Source organism: Altererythrobacter lutimaris (assembly GCF_013371495.1).
Lineage (GTDB): Bacteria > Pseudomonadota > Alphaproteobacteria > Sphingomonadales > Sphingomonadaceae > Erythrobacter > Erythrobacter lutimaris_A.
In genome coordinates this window covers 2,695,362-2,717,269 of sequence record NZ_JABWTA010000001.1, presented here as the reverse complement: position 1 = coordinate 2,717,269, position 21,908 = coordinate 2,695,362, and the positions used below count along the sequence as shown (strand labels likewise).

The window sequence follows — 21,908 nt, the reverse complement described above, 5'->3', positions numbered from 1 at the left end:
GTCATCTGCGAGAACGCAAGCAAAGCATGACGCGCGGGAATTTTCCCGCTAGAGGCATACACCTAAGCATTAACCAATAGCATCCGAGCGCCGTGGAACGATTTTTTCCCAGCATAGACCGCTATATTTTCAAGCTGGTCCTGTTCCCCATGCTGGGAGTGTTCGCACTGGCTGCAACGCTCCTGCTGCTCGACAAGATGCTACGGCTGTTTGACTTTGTCGCAGTCGAAGGCGGGCCCATCGGCGTCGTCTTCAAGATGCTGGGCGCGCTGATCCCTGAGTATGCGAGTCTTGCGATCCCGCTTGGCTTGCTGCTTGGTATCCTGCTTGCTTTCCGCAAACTCGCGACATCGAGCGAGCTTGATGTGATGCGAGCGGTCGGCCTCGGATATAATCGGCTGCTTCGGGTTCCTTACATCATCACCGCCGTGCTGATGGTGGTGAATGTCTCGCTGGTGTTCTTCATCCAGCCTTTGAGCCGCTACTATTACGAGCAGATGGAGTATGAACTCCGTTCCGGCGCGCTCGGTGCGTCAATCAAAGTCGGCGAGTTCACAACGCTGGCAGATCGCATGGCGCTGCGGATTGAAGAAAGCGAAGACGATGGCCGCAGACTTGTCGGCATCTTCGCCCGCGTTGCCAACTCCAAGGGGCAAGTGCTGTCGATCAGCGCGCGCGAAGGATCTTTTCTTGCAACCAGCGATGACCCTGACACCATCATCCTGCGTCTGACAGACGGCACGATTGTGCAGGACACCGGCACTGAGAACACCACACCCAGAGTGCTCAGTTTCACCCGGCATGACTTGCCCATCGACTTGCCGACGATCGACGAGTTCCGTGCGCGCGGTGATGCAGAGCGCGAATATATCCTGCCTGAACTGCTCCGCATCGGCTGGAGCGATGATCAGCCTGAAGCCAAACGCGATGCAAGCCAGGCGAGTTTCAACTTCCGCCTCGTCGAAGTGGTGATGATGATCATGCTCCCCATGCTGGCCGTCGCGCTTGCGATCCCGCCCAAGCGATCAACCAGCGCTCTTGGTGTGTTCGTCTCCATTATTATGGTCGTCTCCTATCACAAGGTGAACCAGTATGGAGAGGACGTCGCAGCGCTAGGAAGAGTGGACCCGGTCATTGCGTTATGGGGGCCGTTCTTCATTTTCGCGGCGCTGATCCTATGGATGTATTACCGCGTCGCATACGTTCCGGGCGGACAAGCCATTGGCGCTTTGGAGACGGCGTTTGGCAAGCTCACCAAGCGATTGCGCAAACTGTTCGCCCCCAAAAGGCAGCGCGTGACTGCGGAACGCAGCGATGCAACGCTTGAATCCGCACCGGCAGAGTAGCATTAGACAGCGCCAAACATGCAGCTCGATTTCTTCCCTTCCAAGACGCTGACATTCTACCTAGCGCGGCTGTTCGTCGTACGCATTTTTGCTGTGCTTGTGATGCTGGTTCTGGTGCTGATGATGCTCGACCTGCTGTCCAACAGCGGCAAGATCCTTGCAGTCGAAGGCAATGGACAGGGCGAGCTTTGGACCTATGCAAGTCTGCGAATACCGCAGCTGATTGCCCGCTTCCTGCCCTATTCCGTACTGCTTGCGACGATTATTACTTTGATCACACTCAACCAGAATTCTGAAGTGATCGCTATGAAAGCGGCGGGGCTTTCCGCGCATCAAGTGCTTGCGCCATTGCTGATGACTGCGGCCGCTGTCTCCATTGTGAGTTTTGCCTTCAATGAGCGAGTAGTGACCCGCGCAAGCGGCACACTCAAAGCATGGGAGGCGACCGATTACGGGGCTGTGCCGGAAAGCGCAGAAACCCGCGCAAACATCTATCTGACCGATGGCGCGAACATCATGACGGCTGCACGGCTGAACGGCAAAGGCACGGACACTGTCATGCAGGACGTGACCTGGTATGAGCGCGCGCCTGGCGGGATGCTGCGTCAGCAAGTGAAAGCCAGCAGCGCTATCTATGCAGGCCCCGGATGGGAATTGCAGGACCCTGTGCGCTTCGATGTCGCAGCAGCGGCCACTGACGAATTGGAAGGTCTCGTCGTTGGCGAAGGAATTACGCCTGAACAGATCGAACTGGAAGCGGTCGATCCTGACGCCACTGGCTTTTTCGAGCTGGGGCAAGCCATCGACGACCATGAAGCGGTTGGCAAGCGCACCGCTGAACTAAGAGCCAAGTGGTGGCACAAGATCTCTGGGCCTTTGTCCGCTTTCCTCATGCCGTTGCTGGGCGCGGTGGCGGCCTTTGGTCTTGCGCGCTCCGGCCAATTGTTCGTGCGCGCCATCATCGGCATGGCGCTGGGCTTTGCCTATTTCGTCGTCGACAATGCTGCGCTCGCCATGGGGAATTTCGGCGGGTATCCGCCTTTCCTTGCGGCCTGGGCGCCTTTCATGCTGTTTCTGCTGGTCGGTGAAGCAGTCCTCATCCGCACCGAAGAATGAGCGCCACGCGCAGCGACTGGTCGCTCCGCCTTGCGCGTTTGCCAGATGCCGCAGAGATGCCGGCAATCGAAGCCGCGGCGGGCGCGCTTTTTCAAGACGTAGAAGGCCTTGCCGGCATTGCGGGGACGCATCCCCTCCCAGTGGAAAAGCTGGAGCGCTACATCCGCAAGGGGCACTCCCTAGTCGCGCATGTCGGGGAGGCAATGGCAGGCTTCCTCGTCAGCGAGCCATTCCAGCGCGAGCTGCATATCTGGGAAATGGACGTGCATCCCGACCATCAGCAGCGCGGGATAGGGGCGGGCCTGCTGCGCGCTTGCCTGATCGATGCGCGCAATAGCGGCTTCAAGGCTGTGACGCTTACAACCTTTCGCGATATTGCGTGGAACGCCCCGTTCTACGAGCGGATCGGTTTTGAAGAAGTAACAGCGCTCGATGCTCATCCGCGCTTGGCCGGAGAGTTAGCAGTGGAAGCCGATCACGGACTTCCGCCAGAGCGACGCTGCGCAATGATCCGTTTCCTGGACGAGCTTTAGCGCGAGACCATCGTGCTGCGAGCGATCTTCCCGACGAGAAACAGCATGCCCGGATGGTTCGCGCCGTCATAGGTAGACGCATCTCCGAGCTGCTTCTTCAAGCGGCGATGCGCTTCCGGCAGATCGTGATACGGCATGGACGGCATCAAGTGGTGCAGCGCGTGATAGCGCAAGCCAACCGGCGCCCAGATTTCCGCAGCGATACCCGGCGGCGGAACATTCACGCTGTCGAGGAACTGCGCGGTTACCGTCATCGGCTCGCCTTCATTCTCCCACAGATGCGCTACCAAAGTACGCAGCTGGTTCAGCACAGCGGTAAGCGAAAGGATTGCCAGTGCGATAAGCAGAGGACGCCAGCCCAGTACGCTGGTGCTAGCCAGAATTGTCCAGGCCCACAGCATACCGCCTGTCTCTTGCCACAGGACCCGCTTGCGGAACGTGCCTTCGGGCGGTTTGCGGCGGAAATCGGGATTGATCGACAGCGAGGAAACACGCTCCCATACAAACCTGCGCACCGGCGGAATGATCGCGCCAAGCGGAACGAGAACCGAGAAACGCAATAGCAGACCGACAGGCGCGAGCAATGCGATCAGCACAAAGACCGGCAAAGACCACGGCTTCATCAGCGCGAGCGGCAAATATTCAGGGTCTTCGATCGTGCCATATTGCGTGCGTTTGTGATGCAGCGTGTGCACGCCTTCATACATAAAGCTGGGTGTTAGAAGCGGAATGCCCACGAGCAGGTTCCAGCCCAGCCGGAAGCCCGGCAGCGCATCACGGTGAATATGGGTTAGCTCATGGATGAACATGAGCGCGCGGTAAAACGCCAGCGCTGCGATGAGTCCGCTCAGTATCGCAAGCGGCAGCGAAGACGTGAGAACCGCAAAGGCAATCCCGCCATATCCCGAGGCAGCGGACACCAGCATGTCGGGCCAATAGATCGCGCCCTTGGCTTGACCCAGATCCTTGACCGCATCGCGCGCGGCACGAAGCATATCCTTGTCGTCACTCGAAAGGAAATCAAGCCGCGTTGGACGGGCTGTTGGTGCCGGATCGGCAGGGTCGATGGCTACGTTTGCATTCATGATCTTCAGTTCCAAGCCGCCCCTTACCGCATTTTCCGGTGCGAGGACAAACTCGGTTTCTCTAACAGAGTAATCGCTTCAGTTGCTTGACTTGGCGCAATGTGCACACGCAGAGCTAATGCAACCTGAATATACCAATGCGGATGGGGTCAAACTAGTGAGCGACGCGCAAATAGTGATCGAGCCGGTTTCTGGCAAGAAGGGGCGAGCGCAATTCGTTGATTTGGGACGCGATTTTGCTGCTCGCCTGCCCCACTCCGTGCCACAAATTCGAAGCGAGCAGCTGGAACTGGTCAATCCGGACAAGAACCCGTTTTTTGGACATGCGCGCGCTCAGCTTTTCATCGCAAAGCGAAACGGCCAAGCAGTCGGGCGTATATCCGCGCATATTGACGAGCTCGCGCTGACCATGCCGGCTGAACAGGGCTTTGGTCCGGGTACTGGCAATTTTGGCTATTTCGACGCCGTGGATAAAGCGGTGGCAAAAGCTTTGCTCGCTGCGGCTGAAGGCTGGCTCAGGCGCGAAGGCATGACCCGCGTGCTTGGCCCCATTTCCATGTCGGTGTGGGAAGAGCCCGGCTTGCTCGTTAAAGGCCAGGATCATGCGCCAATGATCATGATGGGCCATCATCCAGCTGACTATCGCGGCTGGATTGAGAATGCTGGCTACGCCAAGGCCAAAACACTCCTCACTTATGATCTTGATGTCACGGAAGACTTTCCGCCGCTGATCCAGCGGATCGTCAAATCCGGCAAGCGCAATGAGCGCATCACGGTAAGGCAAGTTCACAAGAAGGATTGGGACAACGAAGCTGCGATCATTCTCGGAATCCTCAACGATGCATGGTCCAGCAATTGGGGCTTTGTGCCGTTTACGCCTGACGAGATCGCCTATGCAGGCAAGAAACTGCGCCCGATCATCCATGAAGAACTGAACATGATAGCAGAAGTCGACGGGAAACCCATGGCCTTCATGTTGACCTTCCCGGACGTGAACCACGTGCTGCAGAAAGTGGACGGCAAGCTCTTCCCGTTTGGCTGGTTTCACTTGCTCAGATGGATGCGCAATCCAACCGGGTCCGGCATGCGCGTGCCGCTCATGGGTGTCATGAAAGAGCTACACAACTCCCGGATGGCGAGCCAGTTGGCCTTCATGATGATCAGCCAGATCCGGATCAATGCGGTTGGCAAATATCACAGCCAGCGCGGCGAGATCGGATGGATCCTTGATGACAATGAAGGCATGAAAGCCATCGCCGATGCGATCGATAGCACCATCAACCGCGAATATTGGGTGTTCGAAAAAGCGCTATAGCTTCGCCCGATCCGAAGCTGAGGAGCCAACGAAAAAGGCCTCCGCTCTCCATCGGAGAACGAAGGCCTTCGGGATCGTATCACCAGCCGCTTGGACGGGAGGGGGGTCTCGGCGGTGACAGTAACAAAATGCCCGATTGAAACAGCGGTTCCCGCTCGGACCACTTTTTTGAAACTTTTTTCGGACCCAAGTGGTTTTCCTGAGTAGAAGAGCGGATGTCCGGGCTTAACACTGCGCACAGTGATCCCCACATACGCGCAGCACGGGAGGTAATTACCGCATGGCACTCAGTGAAAAAATCGCCGCACACTTGCCCTATCTGCGGCGCTACGCCCGCGCGCTAAGTGGTTCACAGACTACCGGCGATGCCTTTGTGCGGGCGACACTGGAAGCAGCGCTTGAAGACAGCGCTCTCAAGCAATCACTCGAGGAAGGCCGCGTTGCGCTCTACCGCGCATTCAATTCCGTCTGGTCTTCGGCATATCTTGATGTCGATGCTGGTGATGACAGTGGAGCAGAAAGCATTGCCTCGGCCAAACTCACATCGATCACCCCGCTAAACCGCCAAGCCCTGTTGCTGACGACGCTTGAAAATTTCAGCGTCGCACAAGCAGCCGAGATCATGAATCTCGAACCTCAGGCAGTGGCGGGCCTGATCGATGAAGCCATCGCGGAAATCGACCGTGAAGCAGCGACGAATGTACTTATCATCGAAGACGAGCCGTTGATCTCCATGCAGCTTGAAGACCTTGTGTCAGGTTTGGGGCATGAAATCTTCGGAACAGCTGCAACCCGCACACAAGCGCAGGAACAAGTCGCGGAACGCACTCCGGGTCTGGTCCTCGCGGACATCCAGCTCGCCGATGGTTCTTCAGGTATCGATGCGGTTGAGGACATTCTTGCTATTGCTGACGTGCCTGTGATCTTTATTACAGCTTACCCAGAACGGCTTCTGACCGGCGACAGACCCGAGCCGACTTACCTGATCACCAAGCCCTTCGAAGAACGCACTGTGCGCGCAGCGATTAGCCAAGCGCTGTTCTTCGGGCACAGCAAACCTATCTGACCATAGGGATCAGACTTCCAAATTGCCGCGCAGTTGAAAATCGCCGCGCTCGCGGATCGGCACGCGCAAAGTGCAGCGTACGCCGTCCTCATGGAATTCAAGATCGACCGGGTGGCGCAATTCATGCGCGACAATCTTTTCGATCAAGTCAGTGCCGAAGCCGGGCTTGCGTTGTGAGGCGACGGTTGGCCCTCCGCTTTCAATCCAGTGCACAATCGCGAGCCCTTCATCTGACAGCTCCCAACTGACCTCCACAGAGCCACTGTCATCGCTGAGCGCGCCAAATTTCGCAGCATTGGTTGATAGCTCGTGGATCGCAAGGCCAAGCGACAATGCGTCGTTCGGGGCAAGCTCAAGATCAGGCCCGGACATCCGCACAGCAGCGCTGTGCTCTTTTGAGTAAGGCGCGACTTCAACTTCGATCACCGCCCGGATCGGAGTCGTACCCCATTCCGAATTCGTCAGCAGTGCATGCGTCGCAGAGATCGCACGAATGCGGCCTTCCAGGCCGTTCGCAAACTCATCAAGATCAGACGTCCGGCGGCGTGTCAGCGAGATGATCGACAATACATTGGCAAGCGTATTCTTCACTCTGTGATTGAGTTCACGTGTGAGAGAATCCCGGATCGAAACCTGCTGCGCGAAACGCTCCAGCGCGTTCTCATCTTCAATCGCTTGCTGCGTGATGAGCCGTGCCAGCAGCATGAGCAGGCTTGCAACAGCCAGCCCGAACAGCAGCGTCGCCATCGACAGAGGGGAAAGCGCGGCACGATGCGCAGCACGGATTTCCAATGCGAAAGGTCGATTGGCAATCTCCACATTTTCGCGAGCCAGCATGAATGAGGGGCCAGCATCACCAACCGTCGCGAGCAATGTGTCTTGGTCGATCCGCAGGTCGTAAAGACTGACGCTAATCTGCCGCGCGCCGGACATTTCCACTGCATTGAGAAGAAAATCGCGCGCATTGAACGGACTGAAGACAAATCCCTTCAAGCGTCTTCCGCTACCGTAGTCTTCGAATACAGGCATATAAATCAGGAAGCCTGGCTCATCGCTTCCGCCTTCCTGGACGAGTACGATCGGAGCACTCGCCACAGGCCTAACCGATCGCGCGGCTTCATCCATGGCCATACGTCGCGCCGGTTCGGAATACATGTCGTAGGCAAATGCGCGGCGATTGCGTTCCGTATCCGGCTCCAGAAAAGTGACGGGCACCAACAGTTGGGCGCCGGGATCTGGCGCTGGCGTGATCTCGATTGTCCGGCTCATCTGATCGCCAATGCGCGCCTCATACGAAGCCACTTCACGCGGCGTAAGCGCTTCGGCCCAGCCAATGCCTTCCGCGCCGCGCGTGTCTGCATCGAGCCGTAACTCATACACGAAGCGGCGAAACAGCGGCAGATCGACATACTCAACCGACGCAGCAAGAGCCGCCCCTGCCCGCAAATAGGACGCGCTGGTGTGTCCGCGCCTGTCTATGGCCGCTGCAACTGATTGCGCCGCATCATCAAGCGCAGCACGTTCACGCTGGCTTTCGCCTTTCTCGATCGCGAACACGCTAAGCCCAGTGATGGCAAGGATCGCGAGGAAGATCGCGATCGGGACGGCTCTTGGATATTTCATGAGCCATGCACGACCACGGCGACGCTTGGTCTCTGCCTGATCCAGCTTCTCCAAAGACACTGGCGACGCAGAGACACCTTGCTTCTGGCGTGCTTCGAAGCCGCCTGTGCTTGCATTGGAGGAAGGTGTCGACTGATCCATCTTTACGTCTGGATATGGCTGCTTATCTGTTGGCTGGGAACAAAAAACTGGACCTTTCGTTCCTAGTTCGATCCACAAAAAGCGGCTCTCTTGCTCGCCTTTAGGGATCAGGAGGGCGCTAACTCGCAAGTTCGCGAGGAGGGAATCTGATGGGATTAGGCAAACAGTCTCACGACAAGCATTCAGAGCAGCCGCCTGCCAAGTCCGGCGCAGCGAGCGAAGATCATGCGCCTAAGCCCGAATGGGCCGATGGTCTGCGCAAAATGTACGATTCCGTTGTTGATGAGCCTTTGCCTGACAGTTTCAAGGATTTACTCGCCAAGCTGGATGAGTCCGATGCGGGCGAGAAAAGCTGATGGCGAAGGCAAAAACCACTGATAAGCCAAAGCGCACAGCTTCTGAAAAAGCGGACTTCAAGCGCGAATTGACGGAAGTCGTGCCGCATCTGCGTGCATTCGCGCGCGGACTGTGCGGACGGCCAGACATGGCAGACGACCTCGTGCAGGAAACCCTGCTGAAGGCATGGGCCGCGCAAGAACGTTTCGAGCCCGGTACATCCATGCGTGCCTGGACCTTTGTCATTTTGCGCAATGCCTATCTTACTGACATGCGGCGCAACCGCTTCCGCGGCGAATATGACGAGACTGTGGCTGAGCGTATTCTCACCGCTCCTGCCGGCCAGGAAGAGCCGATCCACTTGTCCGACATGCACCGCGCGCTGCTGACACTTCCGCCGGAACGGCGCGAGGCGTTGCTGCTCGTTGGTGCAGGCGGCTTCTCGTATGAAGAAGCAGCAAACATTTGCGGCTGTGCGGTTGGTACAATCAAAAGCCGGGTTGGGCGCGCACGCGCAGCGCTCAATTCCATGCTTGCTGAAGGCGCTATTCCGCAACGCTCTATAGAAGATGCCGCCGCTCACCGCGCGATCCTTGAAGAACTGGACGATGTAGCGGCAGGAAATGGCCTCGCCGCCAAGCCTTGAGCCTAAGGCTCAACGTACCTCCACATAAGCAAAAGCCCGACCGCATCGCGTGATGCAGCCGGGCTTTCTTGTCTTGGCCCAAACGCTTCTTAGGACGCGTAAGTCCAGGTCGTGCCGCGCGCCAGGTTCTCGCTTGCAAACGCCCAGTTCAGTTTCTGCTCGATGACGGCATCTAAATATGCCGGACGCTTGTTCTGGTGATCGAGATAGTAGGCATGCTCCCACACATCGATCGTCAGGAGCGGATTGAAATCGCTGTCTGCGAGCGTGTCGCCATCATGCGTCTCTTCAATGGAGAGCTTGCCGTCCTTTTCTGCAAGCCAGACCCAGCCGCTCGCGAAGTGGCCTGCACCGCGATCTTTCAACTGCTGCTTGAGCTCGTCGATTGAACCGAAGGCTTCGTCAATCTTGGCGGCGAGTTCAGCTGAAGGCGCTGTGCTTTCTGCTGCCATAGAGTGCCAGTAAAACGCGTGATTCCAGCTTTGTGCTGCATTGTTGAACAGCCCCTGGTTCGAACCGCGCGCCGCTGCAACAATGTCTTCCATCGCGGCATCGGCATGGTCAGTGCCTTCAATCGCAGCGTTCATCTTGTCGATATAGGCCTGATGGTGCTTGCCATAGTGAAACGAAAGCGTTTCGGCTGAAACGGCCGGGGCAAGCGCTGTGTCAGGGTACGGTAGTGGTGAAAGTGCAAAAGCCATGATCGCTCCAAATCTTTGTGAATGTGAGTATTTTGTAAGAACGGGTGCTTGGATCTTCAACGCATGGAGCGCGTTTTCGTTGCAAACTTCATAGCGCGATTTGGACAGCCGTCAGACTCGCTCTTCCCTTTGCTCTCCAACCACGGCTAAAGCCTGAATTCTTGGACAGGAGAGCGGACACAGCCATGGCGCGCAAATTCTTCGGAACTGACGGCATCAGAGGACGCACCAATGCGGGCGTCATGACAGCGACGACTGCTATGCGTGTCGGGCAAGCTGCCGGCCGGCACTTCGTGCGTGATGGTCATCCGCACCGCGTGGTCATCGGCAAGGATACGCGGCTGTCCGGTTACATGATGGAAAGCGCGTTGGTGGCCGGCTTCACCAGCGTTGGCATGGACGTCATCATGACAGGACCGTTGCCGACCCCGGCAATTGCGCTGCTCACACGTGAAATGCGCGCTGATCTTGGCGTAATGATTTCTGCCAGTCACAATCCCTACGAAGATAATGGCATCAAGCTGTTCGGTCCGGACGGGTTCAAACTGTCCGACGATGACGAAGCGCAGATCGAAGCTCTCATGGCAGAAGACCCTGTGCTGGCTGAGCCTTCTGCCATTGGGCGCGCTCGCCGGATCGATGATGCGCCCGGACGCTACATCCATGCGATCAAGCAATCGATTGGCGCGGACATCCGTTTCGATGATTTGAAGGTCGTCATCGATTGCGCACACGGAGCCGCCTACAAAGTCGCGCCGACTGCGATCTGGGAACTCGGTGCAGAGCTCATCACGATGGGTGATGCCCCCAACGGCACGAATATCAATGACAGCGTGGGTTCAACTTCGATTGAAGCTCTCCAGCAAAAGGTTGTCGAGGAAGGCGCGCATATCGGTATCGCGCTCGATGGAGATGCAGACCGACTGATCGTGGTCGATGAGAAAGGCCAGCCGGTTGATGGCGATCAGATCATGGCACTGATCGCGACCCGCATGGCGCAGAAAGGCGCGCTCACCGGCGGCGGGGTTGTCGCGACAGTCATGTCCAATCTCGGGCTTGAGCGATATCTGCAAGGCCTTGATCTGACGCTGGAGCGCACCAAGGTCGGCGATCGCTATGTGCTGGAGCGGATGAAGGAAGGCGGCTTCAATGTTGGCGGCGAGCAATCGGGCCATATGATCCTGCTTGACCATGCCACCACCGGGGACGGCACTATCGCGGCGCTTGGCGTGCTTGCGAGCCTTGTTCGCACAGGCAAGCCGGCCAGCGAGTTGCTGCATCTGTTCGACCCGGTCCCGCAGCTTTTGCGCAATGTCCGCTTCGATGGCGGCAAGCCTCTCGAGAACCCGCAAGTGAAGCAAGTTATTGCTGATGCAGAAGCGGAGCTTGCCGGCAAAGGGCGCTTGGTTATCCGGCCCTCCGGCACAGAGCCTGTCATCCGCGTCATGGCCGAAGGCGATGACAGCGCTCAAGTCGAAGCTGTTGTTGGGCGGATATGCGACGCGGTGAAGGAGGCAGTCTAATGCTGCAAATGCGCCCTGATTGTGAGAAATGCGGGACCGATCTGCCAGCGGAAGCGCCCGGCGCATTCATCTGCAGCTTTGAATGTACCTTCTGCGCGCCTTGTGCCGAAAAAGCCGATGATGTCTGCCCTAATTGCGGAGGCGAGCTGATGGACCGCCCTACCCGCGCCAAAGCGCTGCATGAGAAATTCCCGCCATCGACCGAGCGGAAGTTCAATGGCGTCTAAGCCTCCTCCCCGCGTGCTTTCGATCGCCGGGTCTGACAGTTCTGGCGGGGCTGGCATTCAGGCGGACATCAAGACCATTACCATGCTGGGTGGCTATGCAATGACGGCGCTGACAGCCGCGACTGCACAGAACAGCGTGGGTGTCCAAGGCATTGCACCGATGAGCCCCGATTTCGTCGCGGATCAGATCGCTTCGTGTATCGAGGATATCGGCGTCGATGCCATCAAGATCGGCATGCTGCATGATCGCGGAATTATCGAAGCGGTCGCAAATGCGCTGGAAACGCTCGATGAAAGTGTGCCCATCGTTCTCGACCCTGTGATGGTCTCGACTTCCGGCGTACCGCTGATCGCACCCGATGCTATGGCTGCCAATGAAGACCTTCTGTTCACCCGCGCAACGATCCTCACGCCCAATTTGCCAGAGCTTGAACTGATGGCTGAGACTGAGCTGCGATCGCTCGATCTGATGGCAAATGCTGCGCAAGAACTCGCCAAGCAATATGGCTGCCATGTGCTTGCAAAAGGGGGCCACACTGACGATGCCCGCGTGATAGACGTGCTGCTTGCCCCCGATGGCAGTCAAGCGATCAGCTTCAACCATGCGCGGATCGACACGCCGCACACGCATGGTACGGGCTGCACCTTGTCTGCTGCCATCGCGACGCTGTTCGGTCACGGACAAAGCCTTGAGCACTCCGTCCGGCTCGCCCGCAAATTCGTATTTCAAGCGGTCCAGGCGGCACCCGGCTTTGGCGAAGGCAATGGCCCGCTCGGTCACCACGCTGTGCGGAGTTTGAATTAGGATAAGCGAGCTTATTTGTAGGGCCTAAACCGCCCACGCCCTCCACCCTTCCACCCGGAGCCTACCGGGATAACATCCGGGTGGAAGGGTGGAGGGCGCGGGCGGCTAGGAGAGGCGTGAATTCCTAACGATCCAGATCGTAGAAGTCCGCAATGTGCGCCCAGGCTTCGTCAGCGGTCTCGCACCATTTGAACAGCTCGAGATCCTTCTTCGCAATTGTGCCTTCTTCAGCGATCGCGTCAAAATCGACCACACGGTTCCAGAAGTCCTTGCCAAACAGCAGGATCGGAAGCGGACGCATCTTACCTGTCTGGATCAGCGTCAACAGCTCGAACAGCTCGTCAAACGTACCGAACCCGCCGGGGAAGACTGCAACCGCGCGCGCGCGAATCAGGAAATGCATCTTGCGCAGCGCAAAGTAATGGAAATTGAGCGAGAGATAAGGCGTCACGTAAGCGTTGGGCGCTTGCTCATGCGGCAAGACGATATTGAGACCAATGGACTCTGCACCCGCGTCGCTTGCACCGCGATTGGCCGCTTCCATGATCGAAGGGCCGCCGCCTGAGCACACGACGAACTGGCGTTTGCCATCTTCGATGATAGCTTTCTCGCTCACCATCCGCGCAAGCGTGTACGCTTCCTGGTAGTATTTCGCTTTGTCAGCCAAGCGCTGCGCGACTTTCTGCTCGTATTCGCTACCATCCTTGGCCGCATCGATCTTCGCCTGCGCAGTTTCCGGCGACGGAATGCGAGCCGAGCCATACATGACAAGCGTCGAGCCGACCCGCGCTTCATCAAGCAGCATTTCCGGCTTCAGTAGCTCAAGCTGGAAGCGAATGGGGCGCAATTCTTCGCGCAGCAGGAAGTCCGTATCGCGGAATGCGAGTTTATAGGCTGGATGCTCTGTCTGCGGGGTGCATTCCGGGCAATCGTCGGAAAAGCGGGCTTCTTGTTCAGCCGGGTAGAACCGGCGATCCATCAAATCTTTTTCTGTCATTGCGAAAGTCCTAGGCGCGGCTCGCCCATGGAGCAAGCGAGCAATGATCGCGAATGGTGAAGAGGTAGATTGAGTGGCGCGGGCAACAAATGTCGATCAATGGCTTGCCAATTGACTTTTTTCTCATCATATGATAGTCAAATATATCTCATATGAGGGCTTCAATGGCTACTGCAATCAAACTTGTTGAACCGCAAATACAGCCTGTGGCTGACCGCGATGAAGTGTCGAAGATCGTCAAAGCGGTTGTCCGTGCTTCAGCAGCGTGGGATTTGACCAGTGCAGAAGCAGCAGCTCTGTTCGACGTGCCAATGGCCACTTGGAGCCGCATGAAGGCGGACACTTACAAGGGCAAGCTGGACCGCGACAAGGTGACGAGGGCAAGCCTCATCATTGGCATTTTCAAGGGTCTTCGCTTGCTGTTCAATGGTCCACTTACCTACAACTGGCCGACCCTCCCCAATCGCGGAGCGCCGTATAATGGCCAGCGCCCAGTCGATATGATGATTGCAGGAGGCATTCCTGCGATGGCCTCTGTCCGGCAGCATATTGATGCATTGCGCGGCGGGCTTTGATCCGGATCCGTGGCTGAAAAGCAGCCCTCCCCGCTTCCACATGGGCTCGAAGCAACCGACATTGCAGAGTCGAATACAATCAGGCTCATCAGCACAGCCTATATCGATGAGCCTGCCATGGCGCCGCTTGTCGATGACGACGATGATCTGGGTTTTCTCGCAGAGATCGAACGCAAGACATCGCTGCGCCAAAATGAGGACTTGCCTCTCCCGCCTGATGTCGACCGGCGTGAACTCCTGACCGACGCATCCGGTTATGGCTGGAGCTTGATCAACGCGGCATTCTGCTACACCCGGCCTGCGGGAAACCGCTTCAACGATGAGAAGCGCGGTGCGTGGTATGCGGCATGGGGCGAGCACGCCGCTGACACCGCCATCGCAGAGGTCTCCTTTCATCTTGCCAGAGAGCTAGGGAATGTCGGCGTGTTCGAGAACACAACCGACTATCGCGAACTGGTAGCCTCGTTCATCGGTCCATTCGCCGATCTTCGCGATACGACTGGCGAAGCGTGGCTGGATCCAGACCCAGCGGTAGGACATTTGGCCGGTCAGCTGCTTGCGAAGGAACTCAGGGCAGCGGGCGCGAATGGAGTAGTCTATCCCTCGCTCCGCTATGCTGGAGGTTTTTGCCTCGCTGCCTTTCGCACAAACCTCATTCAGAATGTGCGTCAGGGATCAACCTGGCGCCTTACCTGGGATGGTGATCTCACGCCCGCGATTGCCAAAGTCTGATCCGCGCTCGCAAGCGGGGCGCGCTCTACCGCAATGTGGGACGATCGTGGGAAAGCTGGATGCCCCGTGAGGATTCGAACCTCAATTGACGGAGTCAGAGTCCGTAGTCTTACCATTAGACGACGGGGCATCAGCTGCGCGCCGGTGATCTGATCACCTGAAAACCCCAAGTTCTCTGGCGGCAGGCGTGGCGCATCTAGTTTCGCGCATCGCTGAGGTCAAGCTCTGTGATTGCATGCTGGCGCCGATCCTATCACGGCGAGCGAATGCGAAAGGTTAAGACGCAATCTTGTCTCACATGCTGCATCGCGCTAGTTTGGCTTTAAGTCCTTGCGGGAAATCTTCGCAAGAGGAACAAGAAAGACACCAGCTGTATGGCGGATACCCAGCCGCCGGACACACAGACCAAGACTGGGAAAAAGAGGGGCGGCAAGTCCGGTAAAGTAGCCGATTTCCGCTACAAACGTCCCTCCCGGTCAAAAGATGGAAACCCTGCAGCGCGTAAAGGCAGAGGCAAGGGCGGCGGGCGCGATAATGGAGTACGCAGCGATGCGAACGGCTCCTCGCAGCGAGTATCTCACAAGCCTCGCTTTACCGCCAATCACTCTAACAAGCCGCGTTTCTCCGGGCCCCGTCCCAATCAGGCCTATGCCGCATTGGACCTCGGCACGAATAACTGCCGACTTCTGATTGCACGGCCTTCCGGCGAGAATTTCACAGTCATCGATGCCTTCAGTCGCGTGGTGAAGCTGGGCGAAAACCTCGCCAAGTCAGGGCGCTTGAGCGATGCAGCGATGGACCGCACGCTCGAAGCGTTGAAGGTGTGCAGCGACAAGCTGCGTCGCCGCAATGTCCATCTGGCGCGCTCGGTCGCAACAGAGGCCTGCCGCCGCGCAGAAAACGGCGCGGAGTTCATCGAACGCGTGCGCGAAGAGACCGGGATTGTGCTCGACATTATCTCTGCGGAAGAAGAGGCACGGCTCGCGGTGCTTGGCTGCCATATCCTCTTGGAACAGGGCCAAGGACCCGCGATCATTTTCGATATTGGCGGCGGTTCGACCGAACTTGTCCTGCTTGAAGCAGGCGGCCCGATCCCGCAGATCAAGGATTGGCTGAGCGTGCCTTGGGGCGTCGTTTCACTAACGGATACTGTCCCGCGCACGGCCAGCAGCGATGAAGCGCGCGCTGAGCGCTATGCGGAAATGCGGCGTCTGGTGCTGGAGAGCTTTGCGCCATTCAAAGAGCGGATCGGTGACGCCGTCAATGCGCCCGGCATCCGTCTGCTGGGTACAAGCGGCACTGTCACAACGCTGGCGAGCTTGCATCTGGAGCTGCCCGCCTATGACCGCAAGGCCGTCGACGGGCTGATCGTGCCGTCGCAATCCATGCGCGATATCAGCGCGCGCCTGTCCAGCCTCAGCCGCGATGACCGCAGCGCGCTGCCCTGCATCGGCAATGACCGCTCCGACCTGGTCGTCGCTGGCTGCGCAATCCTTGAATCGATCCTGGACATCTGGCCAGCCGAGCGACTTGGCGTTGCTGACCGCGGCATTCGCGAAGGGATCTTGCGCAGCCTCATGGCGACAGAGCTTACCGCTGCGCGCGACCACGGAAAAACTTCATGAGCCGCTCTGGCCGCAACACTGACCGGCGCGTTCGCACCGCGAAAAAACGCACAGCCTCCTCGACCCGCTGGCTCGAGCGGCAATTGAACGATCCTTATGTGAAGCAAGCAAAGGCCGACGGCTATCGCAGCCGCGCTGCCTACAAGCTGATCGAGCTCGATGAAAAGTTCCGCTTGATCCGCGGGGCCAAGCGCGTCGTCGATCTAGGGATCGCACCGGGCGGCTGGGCCCAAGTCGTGCGCAAGCTCGCGCCAAAGGCGGGGATCGTCGGCATCGACTTACTGGAGACCGAGCCGATTGAAGGCGTCACGATCCTGCAGATGGATTTCATGGACGATGCTGCGCCTGACAAACTTACCGCGGCACTCGACGGTCCGCCCGATCTCGTCATGTCAGACATGGCTGCAAATACAGTCGGGCACAAGCAGACCGATCACTTGCGCACAATGGGCCTCGTCGAAGCGGCCGCCTGGTTCGCGATTGAAACGCTGGAAGAAGGCGGGACTTTTGTCGCCAAGGTTCTGGCAGGCGGAACCGACACAGAGCTGCTCTCGCTGCTGAAGTCGCACTTCAAGACAGTGAAACACGCCAAGCCGCCGGCTAGTCGCAAAGGTTCATCGGAATGGTATGTGATTGCGCAGGGCCTGAAGCCCCGCGCTTAATCGCGATTACTCAGCTGCCGTTTCTTCAGCGACATCTTCTGCCGCTGCGTCGACAACATCTTCGCTTTCGACCGCTTCTTCCGCTGCATCAGCAACGTAGGAAGGTACTTCAAGGTTCGAGCCCAGCGAGTTCAGATACATTGCAACAGCTGCGCGATCTTCGATCTTGTTGAGACCAGCGAAGCTCATCGTTGTGCCATCAGCAAAGCCGCGCGGGTTCTTGAGCCAAGCGTTCATGGTCTCCCAATCCCACACGCCGCCAACACCTTGCAGAGCAGAGCTGTAAGCAAAGCCAGGTGAGTGATTGCCAATCGTTGCACCCATCGTCGCATAAAGGTTCGGGCCGATACCGTTCGCGCCGCCTTGATCAACAGTGTGGCAAGCCTGACACTTCGCAAACACACGCTCGCCTGCGGCGATCAGTGCGTCAGGCGTATCCATGTTGAGCGCTTCTGCCATGGTCATTTCAGCAGCGGCACCGGTATCTTCGGTGACTACGCCTTCGATGACATAGCCCAGAACTTCAGGACGCTCGGCGCTGTCAGCGTGGAAATACTTGCTGCTCAGAATTGAGAAGCCCAGCGCGATAATGCCTGCGAACAGCACCCAGCCGGCGATAGTGTTGAAACGATCATCCATGGTAAGTCTTGTATCCCGAGAACGTGTCTTATGCGTTTGCGCGCCGCATTAGTCGCGGACAGGCGAAGGCGCAAGACCATACGGCGCATTGCTGAGTGCAAGACGTGCAACACACTTGCCGCATGGCGCGCCTGGCGATAGCAGACGATCCATCATGCAGAGCTTTCCCGCACCCGCCACCGAGATGGTCGAAACCATGCAAGCCGCAGCGGCAGAGGCGCCCACGAATGCAGTCGCTTTCCAAGGCTGTCCCGGCGCGAACTCGCACCGCGCAGCGATGGAAGCCTTGCCAGAAGCGCTCCCGCTGCCTTGCTTCAGTTTCGAAGATGCGCTGGACGCGGTAAAGGATGGCCGCGCAGGTTCCGCAATCATCCCGATCGAGAATTCGCAGCACGGGCGTGTCGCAGACATACATTTCCTGCTGCCCGAAAGCGGGCTTTCAATAGTCGGCGAGCACTTCATGCCGATCCGCCACGCCTTGATGGCGCTCGGCGATGGGCCCTTCACTGCCGCTTACAGCCATCCGCAAGCGCTTGGCCAATCGCGGTTCTTCCTGCGCGAGCGGGGGATCGTGCCACTTAGCCATGCTGATACAGCTGGCGCGGCAGCATTTGTCGCAGAGAAAGGTGATCCGGGCCTGGCGTCGATCTCGCCTCCGATTGCAGCGGAGCTTTACGGCCTCAAGATCATAGAAAACGACGTGCAGGATGCGTCGGACAATATGACGCGCTTTGTTATCTTGGCGCCGGAGCCCAACGATCCAGCATCGCTCGCAGGCGAGGACGCGATCACGACCTTCGTTTTCGAAGTGAAAAACATTCCTGCAGCGCTCTACAAAGCGATGGGCGGCTTTGCGACCAATGGCGTCAATATGACCAAGCTGGAAAGCTACCAGATCGGGACGAGCTTTACCGCGACCGCATTCTATGCCGACATTATAGGCGCGCCCGGTGATCCGGCAGTGGATCGCGCGCTGGAAGAACTTGCCTTCCATTCAAAGGAATTGCGGATCCTTGGCAGCTATCGTCAGGCCCGGGCACGGAACTAAGTCTTAACCAGCTCCTAAGATCAGGGCCATTTATCTGCGATTTAAGCGGTTCTGGCCTTAGCTTGCAGTTGCGTGGCTCCCCGCTGCATGCCAACACTGTGATCAATGTCGAGTGGCTCCCTTACACTGCCAGCGATCAATGAGGCTGAGGACGAGGTCCTGAGCGGTGAGGCTGTGAACGCTACAGGTAGCGAGCCGAACGACCTGTCCGGCTGGCAGGAACTGCGCGACAATAGCGACATTCAATTCGAGCCAATCGTCTTTCCGCCGCGCGAACCGCGCGATCCGGGTTGGTTCGAGCGGTTCTTCCAATGGCTGATCGACAGCCTCAATCTCGGTGAGGTCTTGGTCGGTTCTTGGCCGATCCTGAAATGGGTTCTGATCGCGCTTCTCGTGGCGGCCGCACTCATGCTGCTTGTCCGGCTGCTAGACTTGCCCATGCTCGGCAATCGCAAAGCCGATGTTGCAGGCGAGGATGATGCGCAATGGGTACCCAACCAACAGGAAAGCCTGGCCTTGCTGGAAGACGCGGACAAATTGGCTGCAAGCGGGCAATTCGATGAAGCAACCCATCTACTCCTGCAGCGCAGCGTCGGCCAGATCGCTGCTGCCCGGCCTGACTGGGTCGAACCATCTTCCACTGCGCGCGAGCTTTCCGTCTTGAGCGAGCTTCCGCAGGCCGCGCGCGAAGCCTTCGGAGTTATTGCAGAACGCGTCGAGCGCAGCCTGTTCGCCTTGCGCAGTCTGGACCAATCCGATTGGGAGGCAGCGCGCTCTGCCTATGCCCGCTTTGCGCAAGTGCCGATGAAAGGCAGTGCGTGGTGAGCGCCGCGACCGCAGCCCCTGTCCAGGCAAGCCACCGCGCCAGCCCATTCAGCAAACGCACAGTGCTTGCGCTGGTGATTGCAAGCTTCCTCGCATTTATCGCATTCCTCGCGCTGATAGGGGCCGGCCAGACCAGCCGCCAGTCCAATGATGGCGGAAGCCATGCCTCTGCCAATGGTCTCAATGGCTATGCCGGGCTGGTCGAACTACTCAGGCTGGAAGGCCGCGATGTCACAGTATCGCGCACACCCAGCGGCATGGAAACCTTTGGCCTGCTGGTACTTACCCCGCCGATGAACGCCGATGCAGAGGATATCCAGGCGATCCTTGAAGATCGCTATTACACTGGCCCAACGCTCATCATCTTGCCGAAATGGTATGCGCAGCAAGTCCAGGACAATCCGGCGGACGATATTGAAGTCGAAGATGGCTGGGTACGGCTGCTCTTTACAGCGAACCCCGAATGGATGGAGGAGTTGGACAAACCTTATTGGTTTAGTGTCCAGCAACCCTGGGAAGGAATTCTTGAAAGCGAGGATGAAACCTTTGACGCTGAGGAAGGCGACCAGCCTGCGGTGGAAGAGCTTGTAGCTGCCTCAGAGGAAAGACGCAGGATTATCGAGAATCTTGAGCCCACCAACTGGTCGGGCCTTGGCCTCTCAGGAAAGCTGCCGGAAGGGCGCTACAACTCCGCGCCAGACACTCCGGGCCACATGCCTCTGGTCACGACGCAAGATGGCGACATTCTCGTGAGCTCGGTCCTCGGCGAAGAAGACAGCGATTTCTTTGTTGATGCCTATCCTGTCACAATCGTGATCGAGCCGGACCTCATGAACAATTACGGCCTGTCTGATCGCACCCGCGCGGCTGCCGCTCTCGCGATCATTGACGAGGTTGCTTACGACGAATTCGACGAGATCGTATTCGATGTGACACTGAACGGGCTCGGCGGTTCAGAGAATCTGCTGACGCTCGCTTTCCGCCCGCCATTTCTTGCTGCAACGCTGTGCCTGATCCTCGCGCTGCTCATCATTGGTTGGCGCGCTTTCATTCGGTTCGGCCCGCCGCTAGCAGAAGCGCAGGCGATGGCATTCGGCAAGAGGCGGCTGGTTTCGAACGGTGCAGGCCTGATCCTGCGCGCGCGCCGGCTGAACTTGCTCGCAGAGCCTTACATCTCGCTCACAACGCGGCGAATTGGGCGGCGTCTCGGCATATCTAGGGGTGATCTAGGGGTCATCTCTGAGGCTCTTCAAGAGCGTTTTCCGGACGAAGAACCTTTGCTCAACAGAGCCAATACCTTGCGTAACGCACGCAAACCTAAAGACATTTTGCGAGCCGCTGGCGCGCTGAAGGAACTAGAAAGGAAACTCGAGAGATGACCATGACGCTAGACCAATTGCGCGATCTGGCTGGCAGTATTCGCAGCGAAGTTGGCAAAGCTATCGTCGGCCAGGACGAGATGATCGAGCATCTGTTGATCGCAATCGTCAGCCAGGGCCATGTCTTGTTAGAAGGCCCTCCGGGGACTGCAAAAACCTTTTTGGGTCAGAGCTTTGCGACTGCGCTGGGGCTTGATTTCGGGCGCATCCAGTTCACGCCGGACCTGCTGCCGGGTGATATTCTCGGCTCCAATCTGTTCAATTTCCAGACGAGCCAATTCACGCTCACACGCGGTCCGATCTTCTGTGAGCTGCTGCTGGCAGACGAGATCAACCGCACACCGCCCAAGACGCAAGCCGCTTTGCTCGAAGCGATGCAGGAACGCCGCGTGACGCTGGATGGAGAAACGCACGCTTTGCCCGACCGGTTTATGGTGGTGGCAACACAGAACCCTATCGAAAGCCAAGGGGTCTATCCTTTGCCGGAAGCGCAGCTCGATCGCTTTCTTTTCAAGCTGTTAGTGCCCTATCCGCAAGAGAGCGAGGAAGCCAGAATTGTCGCGCAGTTCGGCCAGAAACAAGGCCCGCCGCGCCCAGCAGAAATCGGTGTGACTGCTGTCGCTGACCCGGCAAAACTCGCAGAAGCCAGCGCTGCAGTGGATCAAGTCACTGTCGCGCAGGAGATTATCGATTACGTCGTCCGGCTGGTGCGCGCGACCCGCGATCATACCGACTTGGCCGTAGGCGCAAGCCCGCGCGCTGCCGTCATGCTCGCCAATGCGGGCCGTGCGCGAGCAGCGCTCCACGGTCGCAACTACATTATTCCCGACGATATCAAGGCCTTGGCAGTGCCCGTGCTGCGCCACCGCCTCACGCTCTCGCCCTCGGCAGAGATCGAAGGGCGCGATGTAGAGGTTCTGGTTGCAGAGCTCGTCGAAAGCACTGAGGCGCCGCGCTGACAAA

The 21,908-nt window shown here is 58.0% G+C and carries 23 protein-coding genes and 1 tRNA gene; 18 read left to right on the top strand and 6 right to left on the bottom strand.

What is annotated here, in order from left to right:
- Positions 1-92: 92 nt before the first annotated feature.
- From lptF to HUO12_RS13215, 3 genes are read left to right on the top strand one after another with little or no spacing between them, the layout of a single operon-like run.
- Entirely contained in the window at positions 93-1,346 is a 1,254-nt protein-coding gene (gene lptF / locus HUO12_RS13225) for an LPS export ABC transporter permease LptF (protein ID WP_176274041.1), read from the top strand.
- A gap of 18 nt (positions 1,347-1,364) precedes the next feature.
- Positions 1,365-2,462, top strand: coding sequence for an LPS export ABC transporter permease LptG (gene lptG, locus HUO12_RS13220; RefSeq protein WP_176274040.1), 1,098 nt, complete (start codon positions 1,365-1,367; stop codon positions 2,460-2,462).
- Positions 2,459-2,995, top strand: coding sequence for a GNAT family N-acetyltransferase (locus HUO12_RS13215; protein WP_176274039.1), 537 nt, complete (start codon positions 2,459-2,461; stop codon positions 2,993-2,995). The genes lptG and HUO12_RS13215 overlap by 4 nt, the downstream gene beginning before the upstream one ends.
- Here the strand turns inward: HUO12_RS13215 and HUO12_RS13210 are convergent.
- Entirely contained in the window at positions 2,992-4,080 is a 1,089-nt protein-coding gene (locus tag HUO12_RS13210) for a fatty acid desaturase family protein (RefSeq protein WP_176274462.1), read from the bottom strand. The two genes, HUO12_RS13215 and HUO12_RS13210, sit on opposite strands and share 4 nt — an antisense overlap.
- A gap of 118 nt (positions 4,081-4,198) precedes the next feature.
- Between HUO12_RS13210 and HUO12_RS13205 the strand changes: the two genes are divergently transcribed.
- Together HUO12_RS13205 and HUO12_RS13200 are read left to right on the top strand one after the other, a co-directional pair.
- Entirely contained in the window at positions 4,199-5,395 is a 1,197-nt protein-coding gene (locus HUO12_RS13205; RefSeq protein ID WP_217905198.1) for an N-acetyltransferase, read from the top strand.
- Between the two features lie 280 nt (positions 5,396-5,675).
- The gene (locus tag HUO12_RS13200) at positions 5,676-6,461 is read left to right on the top strand and encodes a response regulator (RefSeq protein ID WP_176274038.1); all 786 of its coding nucleotides are present in this window, start codon (positions 5,676-5,678) and stop codon (positions 6,459-6,461) included.
- Between the two features lie 9 nt (positions 6,462-6,470).
- Here HUO12_RS13200 and HUO12_RS13195 read toward each other — a convergent pair whose 3' ends face one another.
- Positions 6,471-8,225, bottom strand: coding sequence for a CHASE domain-containing protein (locus tag HUO12_RS13195; RefSeq protein ID WP_232367397.1), 1,755 nt, complete (start codon positions 8,223-8,225; stop codon positions 6,471-6,473).
- 149 nt (positions 8,226-8,374) lie between these two features.
- Here HUO12_RS13195 and HUO12_RS13190 point away from each other — a divergent pair, with 149 nt between their 5' ends.
- The gene (locus HUO12_RS13190) at positions 8,375-8,581 is read left to right on the top strand and encodes a NepR family anti-sigma factor (protein ID WP_176274037.1); all 207 of its coding nucleotides are present in this window, start codon (positions 8,375-8,377) and stop codon (positions 8,579-8,581) included.
- Positions 8,581-9,207, top strand: a complete 627-nt coding sequence (locus HUO12_RS13185; protein WP_176274036.1) for a sigma-70 family RNA polymerase sigma factor — start codon at positions 8,581-8,583, stop codon at positions 9,205-9,207. Before HUO12_RS13190 ends, HUO12_RS13185 begins: the two co-directional genes overlap by 1 nt.
- Before the next feature lie 89 nt (positions 9,208-9,296).
- On the opposite strand, the gene HUO12_RS13180 is transcribed toward HUO12_RS13185, so the two are convergent.
- Positions 9,297-9,908 (bottom strand): superoxide dismutase, encoded by a 612-nt coding sequence (locus tag HUO12_RS13180; RefSeq protein WP_176274035.1) that lies wholly within the window; start codon positions 9,906-9,908, stop codon positions 9,297-9,299.
- 185 nt (positions 9,909-10,093) lie between these two features.
- Here HUO12_RS13180 and glmM point away from each other — a divergent pair, with 185 nt between their 5' ends.
- The 3 genes from glmM to thiD are packed head-to-tail and all read left to right on the top strand — an operon-like array spanning position 10,094 to position 12,463.
- Complete coding sequence (glmM, locus tag HUO12_RS13175; RefSeq protein ID WP_176274034.1) at positions 10,094-11,431, top strand: phosphoglucosamine mutase; 1,338 nt, start codon at positions 10,094-10,096, stop codon at positions 11,429-11,431.
- Positions 11,431-11,658, top strand: a complete 228-nt coding sequence (locus HUO12_RS13170) for a DUF1272 domain-containing protein (protein WP_176274033.1) — start codon at positions 11,431-11,433, stop codon at positions 11,656-11,658. Before glmM ends, HUO12_RS13170 begins: the two co-directional genes overlap by 1 nt.
- Positions 11,648-12,463: a bifunctional hydroxymethylpyrimidine kinase/phosphomethylpyrimidine kinase gene (gene thiD, locus HUO12_RS13165; protein ID WP_176274032.1), complete on the top strand. Its 816-nt coding sequence runs from the start codon at positions 11,648-11,650 to the stop codon at positions 12,461-12,463. Before HUO12_RS13170 ends, thiD begins: the two co-directional genes overlap by 11 nt.
- A gap of 124 nt (positions 12,464-12,587) precedes the next feature.
- Here the strand turns inward: thiD and HUO12_RS13160 are convergent, their stop codons facing one another.
- Entirely contained in the window at positions 12,588-13,460 is an 873-nt protein-coding gene (locus HUO12_RS13160; protein WP_176274031.1) for an LOG family protein, read from the bottom strand.
- A 164-nt stretch (positions 13,461-13,624) separates the two neighbouring features.
- On the opposite strand from HUO12_RS13160, the gene HUO12_RS13155 reads away from it, so the two are divergent.
- Complete coding sequence (locus HUO12_RS13155) at positions 13,625-14,035, top strand: antitoxin Xre-like helix-turn-helix domain-containing protein (RefSeq protein WP_176274030.1); 411 nt, start codon at positions 13,625-13,627, stop codon at positions 14,033-14,035.
- A 9-nt stretch (positions 14,036-14,044) separates the two neighbouring features.
- Positions 14,045-14,767, top strand: a complete 723-nt coding sequence (locus HUO12_RS13150) for an RES family NAD+ phosphorylase (protein ID WP_217905197.1) — start codon at positions 14,045-14,047, stop codon at positions 14,765-14,767.
- Between the two features lie 56 nt (positions 14,768-14,823).
- Here HUO12_RS13150 and HUO12_RS13145 read toward each other — a convergent pair.
- Positions 14,824-14,897: transfer RNA gene (locus HUO12_RS13145), tRNA-Gln, on the bottom strand.
- 244 nt (positions 14,898-15,141) lie between these two features.
- Between HUO12_RS13145 and HUO12_RS13140 the strand changes: the two genes are divergently transcribed.
- Both HUO12_RS13140 and HUO12_RS13135 read left to right on the top strand, forming a co-directional pair.
- Complete coding sequence (locus HUO12_RS13140) at positions 15,142-16,392, top strand: Ppx/GppA phosphatase family protein (RefSeq protein WP_176274029.1); 1,251 nt, start codon at positions 15,142-15,144, stop codon at positions 16,390-16,392.
- Complete coding sequence (locus HUO12_RS13135) at positions 16,389-17,054, top strand: RlmE family RNA methyltransferase (RefSeq protein ID WP_176274028.1); 666 nt, start codon at positions 16,389-16,391, stop codon at positions 17,052-17,054. Before HUO12_RS13140 ends, HUO12_RS13135 begins: the two co-directional genes overlap by 4 nt.
- Before the next feature lie 6 nt (positions 17,055-17,060).
- On the opposite strand, the gene HUO12_RS13130 is transcribed toward HUO12_RS13135, so the two are convergent.
- Positions 17,061-17,693: a c-type cytochrome gene (locus HUO12_RS13130; RefSeq protein ID WP_176274027.1), complete on the bottom strand. Its 633-nt coding sequence runs from the start codon at positions 17,691-17,693 to the stop codon at positions 17,061-17,063.
- 154 nt (positions 17,694-17,847) lie between these two features.
- Here HUO12_RS13130 and HUO12_RS13125 point away from each other — a divergent pair, with 154 nt between their 5' ends.
- The 4 genes from HUO12_RS13125 (at position 17,848) to HUO12_RS13110 (ending at position 21,904) form a co-directional block, all read left to right on the top strand.
- Positions 17,848-18,741 (top strand): prephenate dehydratase, encoded by an 894-nt coding sequence (locus tag HUO12_RS13125; RefSeq protein ID WP_176274026.1) that lies wholly within the window; start codon positions 17,848-17,850, stop codon positions 18,739-18,741.
- Positions 18,742-18,846: 105 nt separating this feature from the next.
- Entirely contained in the window at positions 18,847-19,566 is a 720-nt protein-coding gene (locus HUO12_RS13120) for a hypothetical protein (protein WP_232367396.1), read from the top strand.
- Positions 19,563-20,945: a DUF4350 domain-containing protein gene (locus HUO12_RS13115; RefSeq protein ID WP_176274025.1), complete on the top strand. Its 1,383-nt coding sequence runs from the start codon at positions 19,563-19,565 to the stop codon at positions 20,943-20,945. The genes HUO12_RS13120 and HUO12_RS13115 overlap by 4 nt, the downstream gene beginning before the upstream one ends.
- Positions 20,942-21,904 carry an AAA family ATPase gene (locus tag HUO12_RS13110; RefSeq protein ID WP_176274024.1) on the top strand — a complete coding sequence of 321 codons (963 nt, stop codon included), beginning with the start codon at positions 20,942-20,944 and terminating at the stop codon, positions 21,902-21,904. The genes HUO12_RS13115 and HUO12_RS13110 overlap by 4 nt, the downstream gene beginning before the upstream one ends.
- Positions 21,905-21,908: the final 4 nt, after the last annotated feature.

Bases quoted from the DNA above. Each gene is read 5' to 3' on its own strand.
- lptG (WP_176274040.1), top strand. From the start codon at position 1,365: ATGCAGCTCGATTTCTTCCCTTCCAAGACGCTGACATTCTACCTAGCG.
- HUO12_RS13215 (WP_176274039.1), top strand. From the start codon at position 2,459: ATGAGCGCCACGCGCAGCGACTGGTCGCTCCGCCTTGCGCGTTTGCCA.
- HUO12_RS13210 (WP_176274462.1), bottom strand. From the start codon at position 4,080: ATGAATGCAAACGTAGCCATCGACCCTGCCGATCCGGCACCAACAGCC.
- HUO12_RS13205 (WP_217905198.1), top strand. From the start codon at position 4,199: ATGCAACCTGAATATACCAATGCGGATGGGGTCAAACTAGTGAGCGAC.
- HUO12_RS13200 (WP_176274038.1), top strand. From the start codon at position 5,676: ATGGCACTCAGTGAAAAAATCGCCGCACACTTGCCCTATCTGCGGCGC.
- HUO12_RS13195 (WP_232367397.1), bottom strand. From the start codon at position 8,225: ATGGATCAGTCGACACCTTCCTCCAATGCAAGCACAGGCGGCTTCGAA.
- HUO12_RS13190 (WP_176274037.1), top strand. From the start codon at position 8,375: ATGGGATTAGGCAAACAGTCTCACGACAAGCATTCAGAGCAGCCGCCT.
- HUO12_RS13185 (WP_176274036.1), top strand. From the start codon at position 8,581: ATGGCGAAGGCAAAAACCACTGATAAGCCAAAGCGCACAGCTTCTGAA.
- HUO12_RS13180 (WP_176274035.1), bottom strand. From the start codon at position 9,908: ATGGCTTTTGCACTTTCACCACTACCGTACCCTGACACAGCGCTTGCC.
- glmM (WP_176274034.1), top strand. From the start codon at position 10,094: ATGGCGCGCAAATTCTTCGGAACTGACGGCATCAGAGGACGCACCAAT.
- HUO12_RS13170 (WP_176274033.1), top strand. From the start codon at position 11,431: ATGCTGCAAATGCGCCCTGATTGTGAGAAATGCGGGACCGATCTGCCA.
- thiD (WP_176274032.1), top strand. From the start codon at position 11,648: ATGGCGTCTAAGCCTCCTCCCCGCGTGCTTTCGATCGCCGGGTCTGAC.
- HUO12_RS13160 (WP_176274031.1), bottom strand. From the start codon at position 13,460: ATGACAGAAAAAGATTTGATGGATCGCCGGTTCTACCCGGCTGAACAA.
- HUO12_RS13155 (WP_176274030.1), top strand. From the start codon at position 13,625: ATGGCTACTGCAATCAAACTTGTTGAACCGCAAATACAGCCTGTGGCT.
- HUO12_RS13140 (WP_176274029.1), top strand. From the start codon at position 15,142: ATGGCGGATACCCAGCCGCCGGACACACAGACCAAGACTGGGAAAAAG.
- HUO12_RS13135 (WP_176274028.1), top strand. From the start codon at position 16,389: ATGAGCCGCTCTGGCCGCAACACTGACCGGCGCGTTCGCACCGCGAAA.
- HUO12_RS13130 (WP_176274027.1), bottom strand. From the start codon at position 17,693: ATGGATGATCGTTTCAACACTATCGCCGGCTGGGTGCTGTTCGCAGGC.
- HUO12_RS13125 (WP_176274026.1), top strand. From the start codon at position 17,848: ATGCAGAGCTTTCCCGCACCCGCCACCGAGATGGTCGAAACCATGCAA.
- HUO12_RS13120 (WP_232367396.1), top strand. From the start codon at position 18,847: ATGTCGAGTGGCTCCCTTACACTGCCAGCGATCAATGAGGCTGAGGAC.
- HUO12_RS13110 (WP_176274024.1), top strand. From the start codon at position 20,942: ATGACCATGACGCTAGACCAATTGCGCGATCTGGCTGGCAGTATTCGC.